Source organism: Pigmentiphaga sp. H8, from assembly GCF_003854895.1.
Taxonomy (GTDB): domain Bacteria; phylum Pseudomonadota; class Gammaproteobacteria; order Burkholderiales; family Burkholderiaceae_B; genus Pigmentiphaga.
Map to the genome: position 1 here is coordinate 5,801,871 of NZ_CP033966.1, position 18,717 is coordinate 5,820,587.

At 68.2% G+C, this 18,717-nt stretch carries 17 protein-coding genes; 7 read left to right on the plus strand and 10 right to left on the minus strand.

Features of this window, described 5'->3' with window-relative positions:
• Positions 1 to 5: 5 nt before the first annotated feature.
• The 4 genes from EGT29_RS27455 to EGT29_RS27470 form a co-directional block, all read right to left on the minus strand.
• A complete protein-coding gene (locus tag EGT29_RS27455) occupies positions 6 to 758 on the minus strand; it encodes a hypothetical protein (RefSeq protein ID WP_124691976.1) in 753 nt (250 codons plus the stop codon).
• A gap of 127 nt (positions 759 to 885) precedes the next feature.
• Positions 886 to 3,159, minus strand: coding sequence for a penicillin acylase family protein (locus tag EGT29_RS27460; protein WP_124691977.1), 2,274 nt, complete (start codon positions 3,157 to 3,159; stop codon positions 886 to 888).
• The gene (locus tag EGT29_RS27465; protein WP_124691978.1) at positions 3,156 to 3,536 is read right to left on the minus strand and encodes a RidA family protein; all 381 of its coding nucleotides are present in this window, start codon (positions 3,534 to 3,536) and stop codon (positions 3,156 to 3,158) included. Before EGT29_RS27465 ends, EGT29_RS27460 begins: the two co-directional genes overlap by 4 nt.
• A gap of 30 nt (positions 3,537 to 3,566) precedes the next feature.
• Entirely contained in the window at positions 3,567 to 4,556 is a 990-nt protein-coding gene (locus EGT29_RS27470; RefSeq protein ID WP_161568005.1) for a tripartite tricarboxylate transporter substrate binding protein, read from the minus strand.
• A 56-nt stretch (positions 4,557 to 4,612) separates the two neighbouring features.
• Between EGT29_RS27470 and EGT29_RS27475 the strand changes: the two genes are divergently transcribed.
• A complete protein-coding gene (locus EGT29_RS27475) occupies positions 4,613 to 5,647 on the plus strand; it encodes an AraC family transcriptional regulator (protein ID WP_124691980.1) in 1,035 nt (344 codons plus the stop codon).
• On the opposite strand, the gene EGT29_RS27480 is transcribed toward EGT29_RS27475, so the two are convergent.
• Positions 5,642 to 6,628: a LysR family transcriptional regulator gene (locus EGT29_RS27480; protein ID WP_161568006.1), complete on the minus strand. Its 987-nt coding sequence runs from the start codon at positions 6,626 to 6,628 to the stop codon at positions 5,642 to 5,644. The genes EGT29_RS27475 and EGT29_RS27480 overlap by 6 nt on opposite strands.
• Positions 6,629 to 6,663: 35 nt before the next feature.
• Here EGT29_RS27480 and EGT29_RS27485 point away from each other — a divergent pair, with 35 nt between their 5' ends.
• The 4 genes from EGT29_RS27485 to EGT29_RS27500 all read left to right on the plus strand — a co-directional run bounded on the left by EGT29_RS27485 (position 6,664) and on the right by EGT29_RS27500 (position 11,196).
• A complete protein-coding gene (locus EGT29_RS27485; protein ID WP_124691982.1) occupies positions 6,664 to 7,665 on the plus strand; it encodes a tripartite tricarboxylate transporter substrate binding protein in 1,002 nt (333 codons plus the stop codon).
• Positions 7,666 to 7,800: 135 nt separating this feature from the next.
• Positions 7,801 to 9,672 (plus strand): hypothetical protein, encoded by a 1,872-nt coding sequence (locus tag EGT29_RS27490; RefSeq protein ID WP_124691983.1) that lies wholly within the window; start codon positions 7,801 to 7,803, stop codon positions 9,670 to 9,672.
• 86 nt (positions 9,673 to 9,758) lie between these two features.
• The gene (locus EGT29_RS27495) at positions 9,759 to 10,739 is read left to right on the plus strand and encodes a tripartite tricarboxylate transporter substrate binding protein BugD (RefSeq protein ID WP_370282676.1); all 981 of its coding nucleotides are present in this window, start codon (positions 9,759 to 9,761) and stop codon (positions 10,737 to 10,739) included.
• Positions 10,740 to 10,875: 136 nt separating this feature from the next.
• The gene (locus tag EGT29_RS27500; RefSeq protein WP_124691984.1) at positions 10,876 to 11,196 is read left to right on the plus strand and encodes a hypothetical protein; all 321 of its coding nucleotides are present in this window, start codon (positions 10,876 to 10,878) and stop codon (positions 11,194 to 11,196) included.
• Positions 11,197 to 11,212: 16 nt separating this feature from the next.
• On the opposite strand, the gene EGT29_RS27505 is transcribed toward EGT29_RS27500, so the two are convergent.
• The 3 genes from EGT29_RS27505 to EGT29_RS27515 form a co-directional block, all read right to left on the minus strand.
• Positions 11,213 to 12,193, minus strand: a complete 981-nt coding sequence (locus EGT29_RS27505) for a fumarylacetoacetate hydrolase family protein (protein ID WP_124691985.1) — start codon at positions 12,191 to 12,193, stop codon at positions 11,213 to 11,215.
• A gap of 61 nt (positions 12,194 to 12,254) precedes the next feature.
• On the minus strand, positions 12,255 to 13,559 hold the full coding sequence (gene hmgA / locus EGT29_RS27510; protein ID WP_124691986.1) for a homogentisate 1,2-dioxygenase: 1,305 nt from the start codon (positions 13,557 to 13,559) through the stop codon (positions 12,255 to 12,257).
• A 17-nt stretch (positions 13,560 to 13,576) separates the two neighbouring features.
• On the minus strand, positions 13,577 to 14,530 hold the full coding sequence (locus EGT29_RS27515; RefSeq protein WP_124691987.1) for a tripartite tricarboxylate transporter substrate binding protein: 954 nt from the start codon (positions 14,528 to 14,530) through the stop codon (positions 13,577 to 13,579).
• Between the two features lie 127 nt (positions 14,531 to 14,657).
• Between EGT29_RS27515 and EGT29_RS27520 the strand changes: the two genes are divergently transcribed.
• Positions 14,658 to 15,440 (plus strand): IclR family transcriptional regulator, encoded by a 783-nt coding sequence (locus EGT29_RS27520; RefSeq protein WP_124691988.1) that lies wholly within the window; start codon positions 14,658 to 14,660, stop codon positions 15,438 to 15,440.
• A gap of 18 nt (positions 15,441 to 15,458) precedes the next feature.
• Here EGT29_RS27520 and EGT29_RS27525 read toward each other — a convergent pair whose 3' ends face one another.
• Both EGT29_RS27525 and EGT29_RS27530 read right to left on the minus strand, forming a co-directional pair.
• Positions 15,459 to 16,559: a mechanosensitive ion channel family protein gene (locus EGT29_RS27525; protein WP_124691989.1), complete on the minus strand. Its 1,101-nt coding sequence runs from the start codon at positions 16,557 to 16,559 to the stop codon at positions 15,459 to 15,461.
• 56 nt (positions 16,560 to 16,615) lie between these two features.
• Positions 16,616 to 17,551: a LysR family transcriptional regulator gene (locus EGT29_RS27530; protein WP_124691990.1), complete on the minus strand. Its 936-nt coding sequence runs from the start codon at positions 17,549 to 17,551 to the stop codon at positions 16,616 to 16,618.
• Between the two features lie 100 nt (positions 17,552 to 17,651).
• Here EGT29_RS27530 and EGT29_RS27535 point away from each other — a divergent pair, with 100 nt between their 5' ends.
• Positions 17,652 to 18,716, plus strand: a complete 1,065-nt coding sequence (locus tag EGT29_RS27535; RefSeq protein WP_124691991.1) for an extradiol ring-cleavage dioxygenase — start codon at positions 17,652 to 17,654, stop codon at positions 18,714 to 18,716.
• Position 18,717 lies beyond the last annotated feature (1 nt).

Here is an 18,717-nt window from a genome sequence, read left to right on the forward strand (position 1 = left end):
GCTCGTCACGCCGCCGCCGGCGGCCGGCCCATGGCGGCAGCACGGGGCCGGCGCCGGTAGGGATCCGCCACGATCTCGTGCTTGCGCATCAGTTGCCAGAACGCCCTCCGGTTCTTGTGCGCCGCGCGGGCCGCCTGCGAGATGTTGCCCTGGTAGCGCAGCAGCATGTCGGAAATGTAGTGGCGCTCGAACTCGGTCACGATCCTGGCCTTGGCCGACTGGAACGGTTCGCGCGAGACGAAATTGGCATTTTCGTCTCGACCTGTGGATTCGGCTTCGTGGTCGTCTTGCGCCTCGGCCTCGTCCGGCGGCGCATCGGCGGCCGGGCAGGCCTCCGGCGGCTTGCCCGGCCCCGCAAGCAACACCAGGCGTGTCTTGAATTCTTCCCCGCACATCGGATAGCGCATGAAATCGTCCAGCCCAAGCGACAGCAAGTCCTGCAGCCCGGCGGCGCTCATTTCGCGCGCGAGCGCCAGGACGGGGGTCTGCAACGTGTCGCCGGCCACGGCCATCGCGGTGCGTGTCCATCCCAGGGTGGACAGGGTGACCGGCAGCAGACAGACGTCGTAGCGCTTGAGCGCCAGCGCCTGGCGCCGCAGCGCATCGGCGGATGCTGACGCGCCCACCGATGGCGCGTCCAGCTGCACGCCATGCAATGCAATGCGCTCGCGCGCATCCTTCCAGTCTTCCATCAGCTCGCGCATCCAGCCCGCATGCTCGGGCACCATCAATACGCCGCAATCGATCATTCCCCTCATGTCGCTGCCCCCAGATTGTCCGAGCCGCCAGACTAGGAGCCCGTGACGAAGGCCTCAATCAGAGAAACCAACAAGCGCGATTCTGCGTATCCAGTTGCCGCGAGCCGGGTCGTTAATGATCTCCGGACTACTCCGCCAGGTGCAGGCTCTCGACCGCCGAAGCCGCGATCTGCGCGTCGGTGAAGGGCGCATCGACCAGTTGCTTGCGCGACAGCAGCCCGACCTGGTCGTCATGATGGGGCGAGGCGGCATCGGGGGACTGGCCGTTGGCCGCCATCACCTTGGCCACGAGCTTGCCGCCGGTCCAGGTCACCGCGTGCATGTAGGCCGTTCCCGCGACGATGTCGCCGTAGCCCTCGGGGCCGAGCGGCGCCCCCTCCAGCGCATTGAGTATCCCCTGGTCTCCCGATCCGCCGTGCAGCGGAACGCGGCCCGCGGCGGTGGGCCGCGCCAGCATGCGCCCCCATGTCTCGTCGCCCTTCAGGCCATGGGTGCCCAGGTCGGCAACGGTGTCGGCCAGCGCCGCGAGCACGGCGGCCTGGACCGGGGCGCTGCCGGACAGGGTACGCACGCGCAGCGGATCGGCCGCGTCGTACGGCTGGGCGTACAGGTTCTCGATGGCACCCAGCCTGGGCCACAGTTCGCCGAACAGCAGGGCGCCGCGGCTGTCGGCGTTGTTGCGCCGGTCCCAGCGCGACAGCACGCCGCAGGCCGTTGCGGCGTCGCCCGTGGCGGTGGCGCATGCATCGGCGATGCCGTCCATCAAGGTTTCGGCCGCGTAGTTGCGGTTGCCGAAGACCACGTCCACAGCTTGCTCCATCGTTACCTTGCCCGCGGCCAGCATCTCGGCCACCAGGCGGTAAGACATCCGGGTGCGGCCATTGGGCTCGGCATCGGGCCGGCCGAACAGGACCGAGTAGCGGTCGTGCCGCTCGCCGTGGATGGACAGGCTGTAGCTGTCGTTGGCGTTGTAGGCCACGCCCCGCGTGGCCAGCGCGGGAATCCGGTCCGCCGGCGCCAGCCGGGGGCGGCCGTGCTCGTCGCGCAGCAGGCATGCGCCGCGCGAACCGTCCAGCGCGGCGGGCACGCGGCCCGATGGCGTGGCTTCGACCGCGCAGGCGGCCAGGCCGGCGTCATCGATGTCCAGGATGGGCCCCGATTCGATGAACAAGGCGTTGCCCGCGCTGTCGCCCGCCACGAGGTGGGCGGCAATGCCGCGATGCCCGCTCACGGCGCGCTGGAAATCGGCGGTGCTGCGGGCCTTCGCGACGAGCAGCATCTGGTCCAGACCACGCGCGTCGCCCGCAGCGGCATCGGTGATGGCATACCATCCGGCGGGCCGGCCCGGCGCGGCGGGCAGCCGGTACAGCGGACCCAGCGCGGTGTACGGCACCGCATAGGCCTGGGTCCGCGTGGACCCATCGGCCTGCCGCACGCCGATCTCGACCACGCGCCGCTCGATGGCGCGGGACACGCCGTCGACCACATAGGCGGGGCTCGCGCCGGGCCGCAGGTCGAGCCGCAGCGGCAGCCCGTAGGTCACCGTGGAAGGCGCCTCGATGCTCCAGGCGACCGCGTCGTTGAAGCCCGACAGGGGCAGCGGCACCCCCAGGAAGTCCGCGCCCATGACGTCGAGTTCACCGGGAATGGTCAGGTGCATCTGGTGCATCAGCAGCCAGTGGTCCTGCCAGTACGTATGCGGATTGGCCACCACGATGGCGGCGCCCGTGCCGGTGGCCTCGGCGCCATAGACCCAGGTGTTGCTGGCCATGCCCAGGCGGGGCGGCGCGGGCGCGGCGGCGGCCCGCGCCGGCTGGTCCAGGTCGTCCCACAGCGAGGCCGACGCGAAAGGCGCCGCCAGGAAGCTCCGGTTCAAGGTGCCGATCTGCATGACGGCGCGCAGCACGTCGGTGGCGACCATCGTCGGCGGGTACAGTCCGCCGCACGCGGCGGGCTCCGCATGGTCGCGGACGTAGCGGTTGAAACCCGCGGCGTAGCCCTCGGCCAGCGCGCGGGCCTGCGGCGACAGCGCCTTCCAGGCCGTGTCCACGTCGTCCGCCGACAACTGCATGCGGTAGAAGAGATCGCTGTCCAGGTTGGGCAGCGGCAGGAAGCCCACCAGCGCCTTGCCATCCGCGCCGAAGCGGGCCGACCGCTCGCCGCGCAAGGTGATGACGCGATCGGACAGCGCGCACAGCTGGTCGCGCGCCACGGCATAGCCGTAGCCGTACCCCAGGCCGCCATGGTCGTTCGCCTTGACGTGCGGCACGCCGTACGTCGTCCAGCGCACCTGCGCATCGAAACGCGCCGCGGGCGGGGCGGGCGGCGAATCGTCGCCACCCCCGCATCCGGCGACCAGGCATGCCGCCACGCCCGCCCGCACCCACCGAGCCGGCGTCATGACGCCCTGCCCTGCTTGCGGGCGATGACCTGCATCTCGACATGCGCGCCGGGATAGGCGATGCCCGCGATCATGGCCGTGCCCGTGGGCTTGCAGGGCAGGTCGTCGGCCAGCACGCCGATGACCGGCTGGACGTGGGCCATGTCATCGATGATCAGCGTGTAGTTGACGATGTCCTCGAGGCGCGCGTCCGCCGCCTCCAGGTAGGAAGCGATGTTGCGCAGCATGAGGCGAGTCTGCGTCTCGACCGTCGGCGCCAGCTTCTGCGCGGTGTAGTCCATGCCTATGGTGCCCGACACGAAGACCCAGTCGTCGTCGAACATGGCGCGGCTATAGGGCGCGCGCGGAAAAGGCAGGGGAAAGTCCGCGATCTGCATGATGGTTTGCTCCGTGGATGCCGGGATTGCTCAGTCGAGCTTGAAACCCAGCTTGTGAATGATGGGACCGTAGCGGTCCAGGTCGACCGCGATCTGCCGCCGCAGGGTCTCGGGATCGTTGCGCGGCGCCGGCTCGAAGCCGAACGCCAGCAGCTTGTCGACCACGTCGGGCTGCCTGACCGCCCACTCCACCGCCCCGGCCACGCGCTGCGCGATGCCGGCGGGCAGGCCGGAGGGCCCGACGATGGCGAACCAGACCGACATATCGATGCCCTTGAACCCCAGTTCGTCCAGCGTGGGCACAGCGGGCAGGCCCGAGAAGCGCCGCGCCGAACTCACCGCCAGAAAACGCGCGCGCCCGGACTTCACGAACTGCGCATAGGGCGCGATCCCGTCGAAGGCCGCATCGACGGTGCCCGCCATCAGCGCCTGCGCCACTTCCGCGCTGCCCTTGAACGGCACGCGCCTGGCCTGCGTGCCGGCCGCGTCGTTGAACGTGTCCACCAGGATCTGCGAGACGATGGCCGCGGCGCCGATATTCAGGTCGGCGCCGCCGGACTTGCCCCGTTCGACCAGGTCGGCCACGCTGGCCGGATCCTTGGGCTGGCTGCGCGCCACCACGGCGTTGGGGCCGACCACGGCCAGCGAGATCGGCGTGAAATCCTTCTTGGGATCGTAGGGAAGCTTCTCGTACAGCGCCGGATTGAGCACGAAGGTCTGGTCGATGGACCACAGCAGCGTGTAGCCGTCGGGCGGCGCGCGCAACACTTCCTGCACGCCGATCAGCGTATTGCCGCCGGCCTTGTTCTCGATGATGATGGGCTGTCCCAGCCGCTCCTGCACCTTGAGCGCGATCAGGCGGGCCGCGACATCAGCGCCCCCGCCCGCCACGAAGGGCACCACCAGCCGCACCGGCCGGACCGGCCAATCCGGCGCCGCCGCGGCGGCGGCCGATGCCGCCAATGCGCACCCCAGCGCGAAGCAGGCCCGCAGCAGGCGGCTGACATGCCGGACGTTCATCATTACACTCCGTCGAAAAGTTGCAGTGATGCTAACGTTCCGGCCCGAGGCCATGTATGCAGATCGAAACGCAAACTGTGCCGATCCCCATCGCGGGCCCGGTGATGCGGGAAGACGACCTCAACGCCATCCTGGCTCCCTCGGCGCCGGAGCCCGCCGGCCTGACCCTGTCCGACATCCTGAGCGAATCGCGCCGCAACGTCCCCTGGCCCAGCGGCGGGCACGTCACGCGGCTGCATACGCTGCCGTGGGAAGGCGCCAGCGCGCGGTACTTCGATTTCAGCCTGGACGACCGGCTGCGGGTACGGCTGGACCCCGACCGGGAACTGCTGCTGACCTTCTTCCTGGAAGGACACGTCAGCGGACACGTCGGCGATGAACACGGTCCCGAACTCGACTTCCGCCTGAACCGGATGCTGCTGCGCACGCCCAACCGCAATGGCGGCTACCTGATCGACATCCCGGGCGCCAGCACCCATCGCTTCGTGCAGTTCCGGCTGCGGCGCGACCTCTTGCCGCGCTGGCTCAAGGCCCTGGGCGTGCGGTTGCCGGCCACCCAGCTCGACGAGATGGTGGACCGCGACGACGGCCGCATCCTGTGCAACGCCGCCGTCACCCCGCCATTGCAGGGCTGCCTGGAACGCATACGCGGCGAACGCAGCGACCAGCCCGCCTTCGTGCCGCTCTTCCACGCGCGCGCCACCGAACTGCTGCTATGCGCGCTACAGGGGTTCGACGATCTGCTGCGCCCCGCCCGCTCGCCCTCGGCCGATGCCGCCTCGGTGCTGGCAAGGTTGCGCGAAGCCATCGCCGAGGCCCCCGCGTATCCGTGGACCATCACCGAACTCGCGCGCCGCGTCGGCTGCACGAGCGCGCGGCTCCAGCAGCACGTGCGCGATACCACCGGCCTGTCGGTCTACAACCTGCTGGTGGCCCAGCGGCTGGAACTTGCCGCCACGCTGCTGCGCGAGACCCGGCTGGGCGTCCAGGCGGTCGCGGCCGAAGCCGGCTGGCAATGCCACTCGCGCTTCACCGCCGTGTTCAGGGCACACTACGGCATGACGCCTCGTGCGTACCGGCTGCGGCTATGAATCGGGCGTGTCCTTTCGCGCCTGGCGCGGAAGCTCGTCGGCCGGCCATTGCCGCACCAGGAAGTCCGTCAGCTTTTCCACGGCCGGACTGCGGCCATTCCCGAGTTGCAGCATTCCCAGGGGAGGCAGCGCCAATAGCGAAGGGTCGGGCCACGCCACGTCTATCTCGACCACCCGGCCCGCGCGCTGCATCTGATGCGCCACGCTGCGTGGCATGAAGTCGAGCAGACCGTGCCGCTCTATGAGCGCAAACGACAGCACGATGGAGCGGGTGTCGATCGGATAGAGCCGTGGCCGGTCACCCGTTGCCTCCCATATCTCGCTGAATATCTGGACGGTCTGTACGTCGGACGGGGGCTGGGCCCACGTCTGATCCACCAATGCCTCGATGCTGACCTGCCCCTTATTGGCCAAGGGATGGCCCGGGCCCGCCACGACGATCAGCCTGTCCGGCAGCAAGGGTTGGAAGCGGGCGTTCAAGGGCAGATTGGCCGGTTCGCGGCAGATGGCCAGGTCGACCCGGCCCTCCGACAGCAGCGCGGGAAGCCGCAGCGCTTCGGCCTCCTGGACACGCGTCACGATGTCGGGATTGGCATCGACAAAGCGCGGCAAAGTATCGACGACGATGGCGGACACGCCCGCGGAAATCGAACCGATACGTACGACCCCTCCACGGCTGTTGATGGTCGAAGCGACGGTGGCGGTGCCGACCTTGATGGCATCGAGCGCGGAACGCACGAGCGGTATGAGCGCACGGCCCTCGTCGGTGGGCGCCATGCCCCGGGTCTGGCGGAAGAAGAGCCGTACCCCCAGCAATTCCTCGATCTCCGCCAACGCGTGCGTCGTCGCGGGTTGGCTCAGCCCCACCGCATCGGCCGCCTTCTGCAGGCTGCCCAATTCGGCCACCGATGTAATGATCTGCAACTGCCGCAGCCTAGCCTTGCCCATCAGGCGATTGAACATCAGGTTCGCGGATATCATTTCAGAAGCTTGACAAGAACAGGAGGGAGAAGGCCATGCCCATGCGCCTCGGGGACATACGGCGCGTCGGCCGCACCGGCACGTGGATGATAGCGGGCGGCCTGCTGGCTCTGGCATCGTTCGCGGGCGCGGCCGCCTACCACCACCGGCAGCAAAGCCGGGCCGCCGCCCCCGTCACCCTGATTGTGCCCTACGCGGCCGGCGGATCGATGGACTTGTCGGCGCGGGAACTGGCCAGGCAGTTGTCCGACGCCCTGCGGCGGCAGGTGGTCCTCGAATTCATAGGCGGCGCGGGCGGCATATTGGCCGTGCAAAAGGTGCTGCACGCCAAACCCGATGGCAACACATACCTCTATGGGTCGGGCAATGCCGTACTGCTGTCGCCCTTGCAGATTCCCGGTGCCGGGTTCACGAGCCACGACCTGGTACCCGTCGCCCCGGTCAGCAGTTCGCACCTGACCTTGCTCGCCCGTGCGGACCTCCCGGCGCAAACGATGGACGAACTCATCGAACTCGCTCGCCAGGAGAAACGCCCCCTGATGATAGGCACGCCGGGCGCAAGCACGCTGCATCATTTGCTGGCGCTTTCCATGTCCGCGCGGCTGGGGGGCAATCTCCAGGCCGTCCCCTACGTCAAGACGTCGACCTTGCTGCAAGACCTGGGCGGCGGCCGCCTCGATCTGGCGATACTCGCGCTGCCCGCGGCAACCGGCGTCGACGCCGCGCGCGGCAGGATACTGGGACTGTTCAGTGCCAAGCGCTCTCCGTTGTTTCCAGGCATCCCCACCGTGAACGAGAACGCCTCGCTGCGCTTCTGGGTCGTCGACCCCTGGACCGGCATATTCGCCCAGCGTGGCACGCCGCCTCGGGAGATCGCGCACATCAAGCGTGCCATGGCGCGGGTGTTGACGTCGCCCGAGCTCTCGCGCGTACAGGCCGCACTGGGCGTGGTGTCGGCCGATCCCGAGAGCATCGATGGTTTCGATGCCTTGGTCGCCGCGGAAGCTCGGCGCTTCGCGGCGATGGTGAAGCACTAGGTTCCACTGCAAGCCATTCAAATCTTGAATGGACTGGCGGAATTTTGCATTAGACCTGCGCGTGCCCCTCCCTAAGAATGGCGCCGCATCCCGTCGAGGATGCGTGACCAATCAAAACCAAGGTGGAGGCACTCAATGAAAGCGAAGCGTTTGTCGCTCGCGGCGCTCTTGAGCTTGTCCCTCGTCGCATGCGGCGGTGGAGACGGTGGAAGCTCGGACAATACGCCGACCAATCCGGGAGACCCGCCCACGGCGGCGTTCGACCCACGGCTCACGAAGATCGATCCTTCGCTGGTCATCACTCCTACCGAAGCGCAGGGCTGGTTCGAGAAGAAGAACGGCTGGGGACCGACCTACACGGGCTCGCCCGCCTGGAAATCATTCATGGCGTTCCTCGAGGAACGCCTGGTGGAGTACGGCGCGCAGGGTCTGCACAAGCACAAGTTCCCCTACGAGCGCTGGTACACCTCCGAGTATCCGGACAAGTCGGGATGGTCGCTGGTCTCGGACGGCACGCCGGTCGAGGTCGCGTCCTATGCCACGCAATCCGGATCCACGGGGCCGATGGGCGTGACCGCCCCCATGGTGCTTTATGACATGACGCTGCCCGCCGCACAGCGGCCGCCCCTGAGCGCGCTGGCCGGCAAGATCGTCGTCGTCAAGCAGGCGCCGTTCACCGGTAGCGGCACCACGGGTGGATACACGGACTACGAGTTCCGTACCGATCCGGACACCTTCCTGGAGCCCGGAGTCTTCGTCGATCCGACCTATGAAGGCGGCTATCGCAACCGCAACCAGTTCGGCGCGATGGGCAGCGTGATTACGGGCGTGCTCAAGCCCTCCGGAGCGGTAGGTCACATCGCGGTGCTCGACATGCCTCCCGGTGCGGCGCAGGGCGGCCGCCAGCACGGCACGCCGTCGCGCTACGAGGTGCCGGGCCTCTTGCTCGACAAGAAGAACGGCGCCAAGGTGATCGAGGACGCGCGCGCCGGCAAGACCGCAACGCTCAAGCTCGATGCCAAGGTCGAGACCGATGCGACGGCCTTCCAGCTGATCGCGACGCTGCCCGGCCGCGACTACGGGACCGCCAAGGACAAGGCCGTCTTCATGGCCACGCACACCGATGGCCCCGGCCTCATCCAGGACTCCGGTGGGCTGGGCATCCTGGGCGTGATCAAGTATTTCTCGCAGATCCCGCAGTCCCAGCGGCCGATGAGCATCTACGTCTATCTCGATTGCCGCCACTTCGTGGCCGGCGCCGAACGGGGCGTGCCCTACGACTACATCCACGACAACCTGGAAACGCTGTCCAAGTACATCGTTGGCGGCGTCGCCATGGAGCATAGCGGCGGGGCGCAGATGCACGATGTGGGCGACCGCTACGAGCCGACTGGCCGCGCGATGACCACGTACATCAACACCTACGGCAACGACCTGTTGGTCGAGAAGGCCATCGAGGCGGTCAAGGGCGCGAACCTTCCACGGGCCCAGGTCAACGTGAATGACCGGCCCGGCGTGCATGGCCAGCCGCAGAACTCGTGGCTGGGCCGCAACTTCGCGACCTACCTCGACGAGTTCGGCGGACGCCCCGTCTGGCACGTAACGGGTGATTGGCCCAGCTCCGGCTATCAGGCCTTCTACCCCGGGATCAACCGCTTCCGGTCGGACGTCTTCATCGCGCAAGTGGAAACAGCCATCCAGCTCGTGGGAACGGTGATGACGAGCGATCTGGTGGCGCTGAATCCCGACTGGGGCAAGCTCGGCAGCGCCTTGATCAATCTCGAGGACGACGACTTCAAGAATCCCGGCTCGGCAACCGCGCAGCACCAGGCACTGCAAGGCAAGCACAAGGAAATCTTCGATCTGGTGCGAGCGGGCACCTACGAGAAGGTTCCGGCGTTGCTGGATGCATTGTCCGCTGCCGTAACGGCGCAGCTGGTCGATGCCAGCGCCAAATCCGTCGACGAACTCATCTCCAGCGCGAAGTCTCGCGTGCCGGCCACCTAGTCGGCAGGCCCTCGCGCGGCGGCCGGGCGCGACATGCGCCGGCCGCCTGTTCCGTTCAGCCTCGAATACCAACCAGGAGTATCAGAGTGTCCAAACAAGCGGTTCTCCTCGCGGCCCTGGCGGCCGCATTCGCCGGTCCGCAGATCGCTCGGGCGGCTCAGGACTTTCCCAGCCGGCCGGTCACGATGGTCGTGCCCTTCGCTGCTGGCGGACCGACGGATGTCGTGGCGAGATCGCTGGCCGAAGCCATGCGCAAGCCCCTGGGGCAAACGGTGGTCGTGGAAAACCTTGGCGGTGCCGGCGGCACGCTGGGCACGGGCCGTGTCGCACGAGCCGCGGGCGACGGCTACACCCTGCTGCTCATGCACATCGGTTTCTCCACCGCTCCCGCGCTGTACCGCAAGCTGCAATACGATCCCATCAAGGACTTCGAGCCGATCGGCCTGGCGGTCGACGTGCCGATGACGATGATCGCCCGGCATGACTTTCCGGCCTCCAACTTCGGCGAATTCCTTTCGTACGTGAAGGCCCACAAGAAAACCTTGTCGATGGCCAACGCGGGCATCGGCTCCGCGTCGCACCTGTGCGGCCTGCTGTTCCTGAGCGCCATCGACGCCGACGTGCAGACCATCCCGTACAAGGGAACCGCTCCGGCCATGAACGACATGCTCGGCAAGCAGGTCGACTTCATGTGCGACCAGACGACCAACACGTCGGGCCAGATCAAGGCCGACAAGGTCAAGGCCTATGCCGTGACGGCCATGACGCGCGTCGCATCGCTGCCCAAGCTGCCGACGATGGACGAGGCCGGCCTCAAGGGCTTCGAGGTCGGCATCTGGCACGGCCTGTGGGCCCCCAGGAGCACGCCCAAGCCAATCATCGACAAACTCGTGAATGCAATGCAGGCTGCGCTGAGCGATCCAGCGTTCAAGCAGCGCATGACCGACCTGGGAGCCCAGGTCGAACCCGCCGAACGGGCCACGCCCCAGGCGCTGGATGCGCACGTCAAGGACGAAATCCAGAAATGGGGGCCCCTGATCAGGAAGGCCGGCATCTATGCGGATTGACGCGCAGCGGGGTTGGGCGGCTTGCCCAACCCCGCCGCCGGCTCATATCCTGCTACAAATTGGTTGTTACTTGGCCCGCCATGGCCCCGATTCTGCGGCAAACTGCACGGCTAGCAGTCTGGAGTTGGAGTCCAGCATGACCAAGCCAAGCCTACGTTCCACCGCATCGCTGATCCTCGTCACCACCGCCCTGTCGTGGGGCCTGCCGGTCCGCGCCGATGATTTGCGCGAGTCCACGAGCGGGCGCGAGAGTTCCGTCGATACCTCATCCCGCTCCTATGGCGGCAACGGCTTGCGCCTGGGCGCGCGGACGCCGTCGTCCTCGGGCCTGGGGGGCAGCGGCCTGCATGCCTCGCTGGACACCGCGGCCACGAGCGGCCCGCAGGCCGGCGCCGGCAAGGCCGTCACGCCGCGGCCGGCCCTGGGTACCCGCACGACGAAGAAAGACGGGCGCTGACCGGCGCCTGCCCGCGCTAGGCCAGCGGCGCGACGCGCTGTTCGATCGCCCCGAAGACGCTGTTGCCCGCGCGGTCGAAGTGTTCGATACGCACCGTATCGCCGAATTTCAGGAACGGGGTCCGGGCCGCGCCCTGCCGGATGGTCTCCAGGGCCCGGCGTTCACCCAGGCAGCCCACGCCCACGGATTCGTCCTCGTTCGACACCGTACCCAGGCCCACCAGCGTTCCCGCCTCGAAGGCGCGCGTCTGCGCGACGTGGGCGATCAGGTCCCCATAGTGGAAGGCGACGTCGATACCGGTCTCGATGCTGCCCAGTTCCTCGCCGCGCACCCAGCATTTCATGGTGCCCGACACCAGCCCGCCCTGCCATAGCTCGCCCAGTTCGTCCGGGGTCACCGCGATGGGGCCCAGGCTGGACGCCGGCTTGCCGACCAGGAAGCCGAAGGTGCGCTTGAGTTCGCCCGGGATGATGGCGCGCAGCGACACGTCGTTGAGCAGCACGAACAGGCGGATGTGCTCGCACGCGCGCCTGGCGTCCACGCCCAGCGGCACGTCGCCGGTGATCGCGGCGATCTCGGCCTCGAAGTCGATGCCGTCGTCTTCCGAGGGCAGGCGCACGTCGTCGTTCCAGCCCATGAAGCCGTGCGAGATGCCCTGGTACATCAGCGGTTTCTGGAAGAAGTCGTCGGGCACCGATTCGCCGCGCGCCTGGCGGTTGCGCTGGATGTGGCTGGGATACGCCGCCCCGTCCAGGTACTGGTAGGCGCGCGGCAGCGGCGCGGCCAGCGTGTCCAGGTCCAGCGCGAAGGCGTTGGCGGCCCGGCCGGCGTTCAGGTCGTCGTACAGCGCCTGCAGGCGGGGGCTGGCGCGCTCCCAGTCGTCCAGCGCCGATTGCAGCGTGGGTGCGATGTCGGTCGCGCTCACCGCCGTGGCGAGGTCGCGGCTGACCACGAGCAATGCGCCGTCGCGCCCCGCGCGTTGCGATGCCAATTTCATTCCAGCTTCTCCAAGAGTGCGGCGCGCGGCCCCTTGCCCGCGCCACGATGATGTCCAGGGCCTAGGCGGGATTGCCGGATCGGAATCCGTCCCAGACCTCGTCGTAGTCCGGTTGCAGGTTGGGCGCGGCCAGCGCCTGCGCCGTCGGGCGGTATACGTGGCGGCTCTCGAACATGAAAGCCATGGTGTCTTCCAGGCGGCGCGGCGCCAGCGCCTCGGTGCTGGCCCGATCGAAGGTGGCGGCATCGGGGCCGTGCGGCAGCATGCAGTTGTGCAGGCTGATCCCGCCCGGCACGAAGCCCTCGGCCTTGGCGTCGTAGACGCCGCGCACCAGTCCCATCAGCTCGCTCATCACGTTGCGGTGGAACCAGGGCGGCCGAAAGGTGTCCTCCATGACCAGCCAGCGCGGCGGGAAGATCACGAAGTCGCAATTGGCGGTGCCGCCGATTTCCGACGGCGAGGTCAGCACGGTGTTGATGGACGGATCGGGGTGGTCGAAGGTGATGCTGCCCACGGCCATGAAATGCGCCAGGTCGTACTTGCACGGCGTCAGGTTGCCGTGCCAGGCCACCACGTCCAGCGGCGACGACGAACGCTCCAGTTCCCAGAAGCCGCCCAGGAACTTGCGCAGGATGCGCACGGGTCCGGTCGCGGGTTCGCAGGCGGCGACCGGCGCCAGGAAGTCGCGCGGATTGGCCAGGCCGTTGGAACCCAGCGGCCCCAGTTCCGGCAGCCTGAAGGGCGCGCCGTAGTTTTCGCACAGGTAGCCCCGCGCCGCGCCGTCGGGCAGGTCGACACGGCAATGCACGCCGCGCGGCAGCAGCAGGATCTCCCCAGGCGCGACCCGCAGGCGGCCCATCTCGGTATGGACGTCGAGCACGCCCGACTGCGGCACCACCAGCATTTCGCCATCGGCGTTCATCAGGTAGCGGTCGCGCATGGACGCATTGGCGCGATAGACGTGGACGGCGGAACCGCTCTGGGCATCGGCGCCGCCGTTGCCCGCCACGGTCACGATGCCGTCGACGAAGTCCGTGCCCCGGGCCGGCTCCGGCCACGCATTCCACCGCAGCCGGTTGGCCGGCGCGGCCACGTCGGTGAACGGGGCGGTCAGCCAGCCCGGATGCGCGACCGCATGGGCCTTGCCATGCGCGGCGGAGGGCCGCAGCCGATAGGTCCAGGTGCGCAGGTTCACGGCACGAGGCGCCGTGAAGGCCGTGCCCGAGATCAGTTCCGCGTACAGGCCCTGCGCCACCCGCTGGGGCGAATTGCGGCCCACGGGCAGCACGCCCGGGCTGGCCTCGGTCGCGAACTCATTGCCGAATCCGCTCTGGTACTGCGGCTCCGCCGCGGCTGCCCTGTCCATCCTTGCCTGCTCCCTGTTCAGTTCGCGACGATGTTCGCCTGCTGGACGACCTTCTTCCAGCGCGTGATTTCCGACTCGATCATGGTGCGCATCTGCGCCGGGCTGCTGCCGCTGGGTTCGCTGCCGATGTCGTTGACGGCCTTGCGGAACGCCGGGTCCTGGAGCATGGCGGCCAGCGCGGCGTGCAGCCGGTCGACGATGGGGCCGGGCGTCTTCGCCGGCGCCGCGATGCCCAGCCACGAATACACCTGGAACCCGGGAACGGTATCGGCCGCCACGGGAGCGCCGGGCAGCAGCGGCCACGGCTTGGCGCTGGTGACGGCCAGCGCGCGCATCGTGCCCGCCTTGATCTGCGGCGCGGCCACCGTGGCGGTATCCACCAGCACGTTCACGTCGCCGGCCAGCACGGCCTGCACGGGCGCCGCGCCGCCGCGATACGGCACATGCAGCATCTGCACGCCGGCCGTGGCGGCCAGCAGTTCGCCGGTCAGGTGCTGGGTCGAGCCCACGCCCACCGAGGAAAAGGACACCGTGCCCGGTTTGGCGCGCGCCGTCGCCAGCAGGTCGGCCAGCGTGCGCGCCGGGTTGTCGGCCTTGACGCTGACCACGAACGGAAATGCGGTCACCGTGGAAATCGGCTGGAAATCCGCGACCGGATCGTAGGGCAGCGACTTGTTCACCGCGGCCGAGACGGTATGGCCGCCGGTCAGCATCACCAGCGTGTAGCCATCGGGCTCGGCCTTGGCCACGTAGCTGGACGCGACCACGCCGCCGGCGCCGCTCTTGATTTCCACCACCACCGGCTGGCCCAGCGCCGCCTGCAGGTGGCGGGCGACCAGCCGCGACACGGTGTCGGCATTGCCGCCGGCGCCGAAGCCGTGGATGAGCTGTATGGGCCGCTCGGGGTAGGCCGCGCCCGCCGCGCCGGCCAGTGCGGTCGCGAAAACCGCGCCGATGATCCGTTCGTACATGATGGGGTCTCCTCCTTGTTCTTGCGGTGCTTTCCATTGGCCGGAAATTCCCGGTCGCACCGTGAAGGGCAATATATGATTGGCCGCAGGGGTAGACATCCGCATTTCCACTGAATGGACACGACTTATGGCAAGCGGCAGCACCACGGCGGAGCCGGGCAGCATCGAACGCGCAGTGCAGTTGTTGAAGCTGCTGGCCACGGCCGGCAAGCGGGGGCGGGCCCTCACGCAGCTGGCCGAGGCCACGGCGCTGCCCCATTCCACGGTGCACCGGCTGCTGCGCCGCCTCATGCACGAACACCTGGTCATCCAGAAGGAGTCGGACAAGTGGTACGCGCTGGGGCCGCTGGCCTTCGAGCTGGGACTCGCGGCCATGGCCGCCTACGACCTGCGCGAACATTGCCGCGCCAGCCTGGACCGGCTGGCCGAGGAGGTCGGGGATACGGTCTATCTGTCGGTGCGCAGCGGCAGCGAATCGGTATGCGAGGCGCGGCATGAAGGGCCGTCGCCGATCCGGGTCAACACGCTGTCCATAGGCAGCCGCCGCCCGCTGGGGCTGGGCGCGGGCGGGCTGGCCATCCTGGCCTTCCTGCCCGACGCCGAACGCGAGGACATCATCGCGGCCGACGGCCGGCGCATCTGCGAGGAAGGCCGCCTGACCGAGGCCGACCTGCGCGCCGCCATCGAGGCCTGCCGGCGCCAGGGCCACTCGCTGATCCGCAACCGCGTCACCCTGGGCGTCACCGCGGCCGGCGTGCCCATACGCGACACGCTGGGCCAGCCCATCGCCGCCATCAGCGTGGCCGCCATCGACGATCGCATGCGGGAGGAACGCGTGGCCTCGCTGGCCCGCAGCCTGCACGAGCACGCCAGAGAGATCGAAGGCTCGCTGCGGGGCCGGCCGGCCTGAAACCGGGCGAGCCGGACGTCAGACCGGCACCACGCGAGGGGGCGGAGGGTTCGTGGATTCGCCCTCGACGTTCGCGCGTATGCGCGGCAAACCCTCCGCATGATGCGCGGCGATGAAGGCGATCAGGCCTTCGCGCACCAGGCAGCGCAGCTCGAACGCGTTGCCCGAGTTGGCGGCGCTGATCAGGAAGCGGACCTGCATGGCGCGATCGCTGGTATCGGTAACCTGCACCGCCGCCACCCGCGTATCCCACAGCGGCGAAGCCTTGCACAGCCGTTCGAACTCCTTGCGCACGGGCTCCAGCGGCACCGAGAAATCCAGCCACAGGAACACCGTGCCCAGCAGCGACGCGGTGCGGTGCGTCCAGTTCTCGAAGGGATTCTCGATGAACCACTGCAGGGGCACGATCATGCGCCGTTCGTCCCAGATGCGCACCACGACGAAGGTGCCGGTGATTTCCTCGACCCGGCCCCATTCGCCGTTGACGATGAGCACGTCGTCGATGCGTATCGGCTGGCTGAAGGCGATCTGCAACCCGGCAATGAAATTCCCCAGCACCGGCCGCGCCGCGATACCGGCGACCAGGCCCGCCACCCCGGCCGAGGCCAGCAGGCTGGCCCCCAGCTGACGCGCGCCCGGCAGCGTCAGCAGCACGAACGAAAGCCCCAGCAACAGCACGATGGCATGGGCGCTGCGAGCCAGCACGCGGGTCTGCGTCAGCTTGCGGCGCGCGAGCAGGTTGTCGGCCACGTCGTAGGGATTGAGGCGGATGGCCGCGTCGCTCAGCGACTTGATGCTGCTGTTGGCCAGCCAGGTCACGCACAGGATCAGCAGGACGGTGACGAAGTAGGACATGCCCCGGGTATAGGGCATGTCCTCCGGGGTGCCGGTCAGCACCACGCGCAGCGCCAGCAGCGCCACCACGAACTGGCTCGCGGTGCACGCGCCCACCACCACGGCATGGAGATAGGGACGTGGCGCCGTGATGCGCCGCAGGATCAGGAAGCCTATCCGGTGGATGACCAGCGCGACGACGATGGCCAGGACCATCGCGACCGCCAGTACGAACCAGGGGCGCAGCGCTTCGGGCAGGAAATCCAGGGGTAGGAATGCCAGCATGGATGCCTCGTCTCGGTCGAATCGGGCGCCATGCCAGCAAGTAGTGTGCCTACGTGTTACAGGCTTGCCTTCGCTTCCTGTTCGAGCAGGTTCATGAAGCGTTCGAGCAGCGGCGAGGCGGTCTCCGACCACAGCATGCCTATGGTCGTGGGAACTCCCGCGAACGACAGCGGCACCCGTCGCAGCAATCCCTGTCCCGCGAACAGCGCGATGACCTTCTCGGATGTCGCGAACAGGCAGTCCAGGCGCCGCGCGACATGGTAATTGGTCAGCACCGAGGCCGATTCGAGCACGACGCGCGGCAGCGGAAGATGTTCCTGCGCCAGCATGTTTTCCAGCATGCCGCGTATGGGCGATTCAGCCGGCGGAATGATCCAGGGATAGGCGCAGGCGTCGCGCCAGCTGACCGGCCTGCGCCGCCGCGCCAGCGGATGCGACGAAGGCGTGGCCACGCACAGGGTGTCCTCGTACAGCAGCCTCCGATTCAGGGAGCCGGCATAGCCGGTCGTTCCCAGGCGGCCGATGACGAGATCGAGCTTGCGTTCCCCCAGCAGCGGCAGCAGATGGTCCATGGTGCCTTCCAGGCTTTGCACCTCCAGGTCCAGACCGGCCTGCTGCACCCGCGCGAGCGTGCCCGGCAGCAGCACCGGGCCGAGCGCCGCCAGCACGCCTATGTGCAGGCGCCCCGCCCCGCCGCTGCGCTGGGCCTCGAGCTGGCCGTGCAGCCGCGCCATGTCGGTCAGCACGCGTTCCGCGTGGTGCATGACCAGCCGGCCGCTGTCCGTCAACGCCATCCTGCGCGTGGAACGTTCGAACAACGTGACGCCCAGCGTCGCCTCCAGGTCCTTCACCCACTTCGACAGCGCCGGCTGAGACAGGCCGCACAGATCCGCCGCGCGGCCGAAACTGCCGGTGCGGCCCAGCATGACCAGCATTTCGAGATGGCGGAATTTCAGCCGCCGGATCCATTGAACCGATGCTTCCTTATTCATATATTTTTTTGCATGAATCGAGCCTGATTTTTCACTGGTTGCCACAGGACGTCAATCCTAAGCTTGGCGCATCGACAGACTCTTTGCATGAGGACACGCCATGGCGGAAATCCTAGGCCTGGGCGCCACCCACTACCCCGGTTTCTGGATGCACGACGACGATATGTCGGTCATCCTGAAGCGGACGCTGAACGGCAAGCGCCTCGATCCCGCCTTGAAGGACACGCGCAACTGGCCCGAGGCCATGCGGGAAGAGTGGGGCGACGACGAGGGCGCCGCCGCTGCGGGCCGGCATCGCGCGCGCTGCTTTCGCGCCTTCGACGAACAGCGCCGCTTGCTGGACGCGTTCCAGCCCGACTTCATCCTGATGTTCGGCGACGACCAGTACGAGAACTTCACCGAGGACGTCGTGCCGCCGTTCTGCGTGTACCTGGCGGACACCATGGCGTCGCGGCCCTATGACGTGCCGGAATCCTCTCCCTTTCCCGGGCGCAACCAATGGAACGAGCCGAAGACCGCCACCTTCCGGCACACCGGACATCCCGAGGGCGGACGCTACCTGCTGAACCGGCTGAACGAGGCCGGCCTGGCGCTGCCCTACGCCTACCGGCTCCGCTACGACCGGGGGCTGCCCCACGCCTTCATCAACACCCTGCTCTACCTGGACGCGGGCCGCCGCGGCTTCCCCCATCCGGTCGTGCCCTTCCACGTCAACTGCTATGGCGGCGACCTGATCCGCATGCACGGAGGGCTGGCCCCGCCCAGCGAGGCGGGCGCCGAACCGGATCCCGCCTCGCCTTCCCCCCGCCAGAGCTTCGAACTGGGCCGCGCCATCGCGCGTGCCCTGGCCGCCTCACCCTGGCGCGTGGCCATCGTCGCCTCGTCCAGCTGGTCGCACGCGTTCCTGACGCCGCGCCATGGCTGGCTGTATCCCGACCACGAGAGCGACCGGGCGCGCCTGGACGAACTCACCCGCGGCGGCTTTCGCCAATGGGACACGCTGACCACCGCCAGCCTGGAAGCCGCCGGCCAGCATGAACTGCTGAACTGGATCGTGCTGGCCGGCGCCATGACCGAACTGGGCCATCGCCCCCGCATCATCGACTACATCGAAACCTACGTCTTCAACGCCAACCGTTGCTTCGCAGTATTCGACCCGGCGTAGC

Bases quoted from the DNA above. Each gene is read 5' to 3' on its own strand.
- EGT29_RS27455 (WP_124691976.1), bottom strand. From the start codon at position 758: ATGAGGGGAATGATCGATTGCGGCGTATTGATGGTGCCCGAGCATGCG.
- EGT29_RS27460 (WP_124691977.1), bottom strand. From the start codon at position 3,159: ATGACGCCGGCTCGGTGGGTGCGGGCGGGCGTGGCGGCATGCCTGGTC.
- EGT29_RS27465 (WP_124691978.1), bottom strand. From the start codon at position 3,536: ATGCAGATCGCGGACTTTCCCCTGCCTTTTCCGCGCGCGCCCTATAGC.
- EGT29_RS27470 (WP_161568005.1), bottom strand. From the start codon at position 4,556: ATGAACGTCCGGCATGTCAGCCGCCTGCTGCGGGCCTGCTTCGCGCTG.
- EGT29_RS27475 (WP_124691980.1), top strand. From the start codon at position 4,613: ATGCAGATCGAAACGCAAACTGTGCCGATCCCCATCGCGGGCCCGGTG.
- EGT29_RS27480 (WP_161568006.1), bottom strand. From the start codon at position 6,628: ATGATATCCGCGAACCTGATGTTCAATCGCCTGATGGGCAAGGCTAGG.
- EGT29_RS27485 (WP_124691982.1), top strand. From the start codon at position 6,664: ATGCCCATGCGCCTCGGGGACATACGGCGCGTCGGCCGCACCGGCACG.
- EGT29_RS27490 (WP_124691983.1), top strand. From the start codon at position 7,801: ATGAAAGCGAAGCGTTTGTCGCTCGCGGCGCTCTTGAGCTTGTCCCTC.
- EGT29_RS27500 (WP_124691984.1), top strand. From the start codon at position 10,876: ATGACCAAGCCAAGCCTACGTTCCACCGCATCGCTGATCCTCGTCACC.
- EGT29_RS27505 (WP_124691985.1), bottom strand. From the start codon at position 12,193: ATGAAATTGGCATCGCAACGCGCGGGGCGCGACGGCGCATTGCTCGTG.
- hmgA (WP_124691986.1), bottom strand. From the start codon at position 13,559: ATGGACAGGGCAGCCGCGGCGGAGCCGCAGTACCAGAGCGGATTCGGC.
- EGT29_RS27515 (WP_124691987.1), bottom strand. From the start codon at position 14,530: ATGTACGAACGGATCATCGGCGCGGTTTTCGCGACCGCACTGGCCGGC.
- EGT29_RS27520 (WP_124691988.1), top strand. From the start codon at position 14,658: ATGGCAAGCGGCAGCACCACGGCGGAGCCGGGCAGCATCGAACGCGCA.
- EGT29_RS27525 (WP_124691989.1), bottom strand. From the start codon at position 16,559: ATGCTGGCATTCCTACCCCTGGATTTCCTGCCCGAAGCGCTGCGCCCC.
- EGT29_RS27530 (WP_124691990.1), bottom strand. From the start codon at position 17,551: ATGAATAAGGAAGCATCGGTTCAATGGATCCGGCGGCTGAAATTCCGC.
- EGT29_RS27535 (WP_124691991.1), top strand. From the start codon at position 17,652: ATGGCGGAAATCCTAGGCCTGGGCGCCACCCACTACCCCGGTTTCTGG.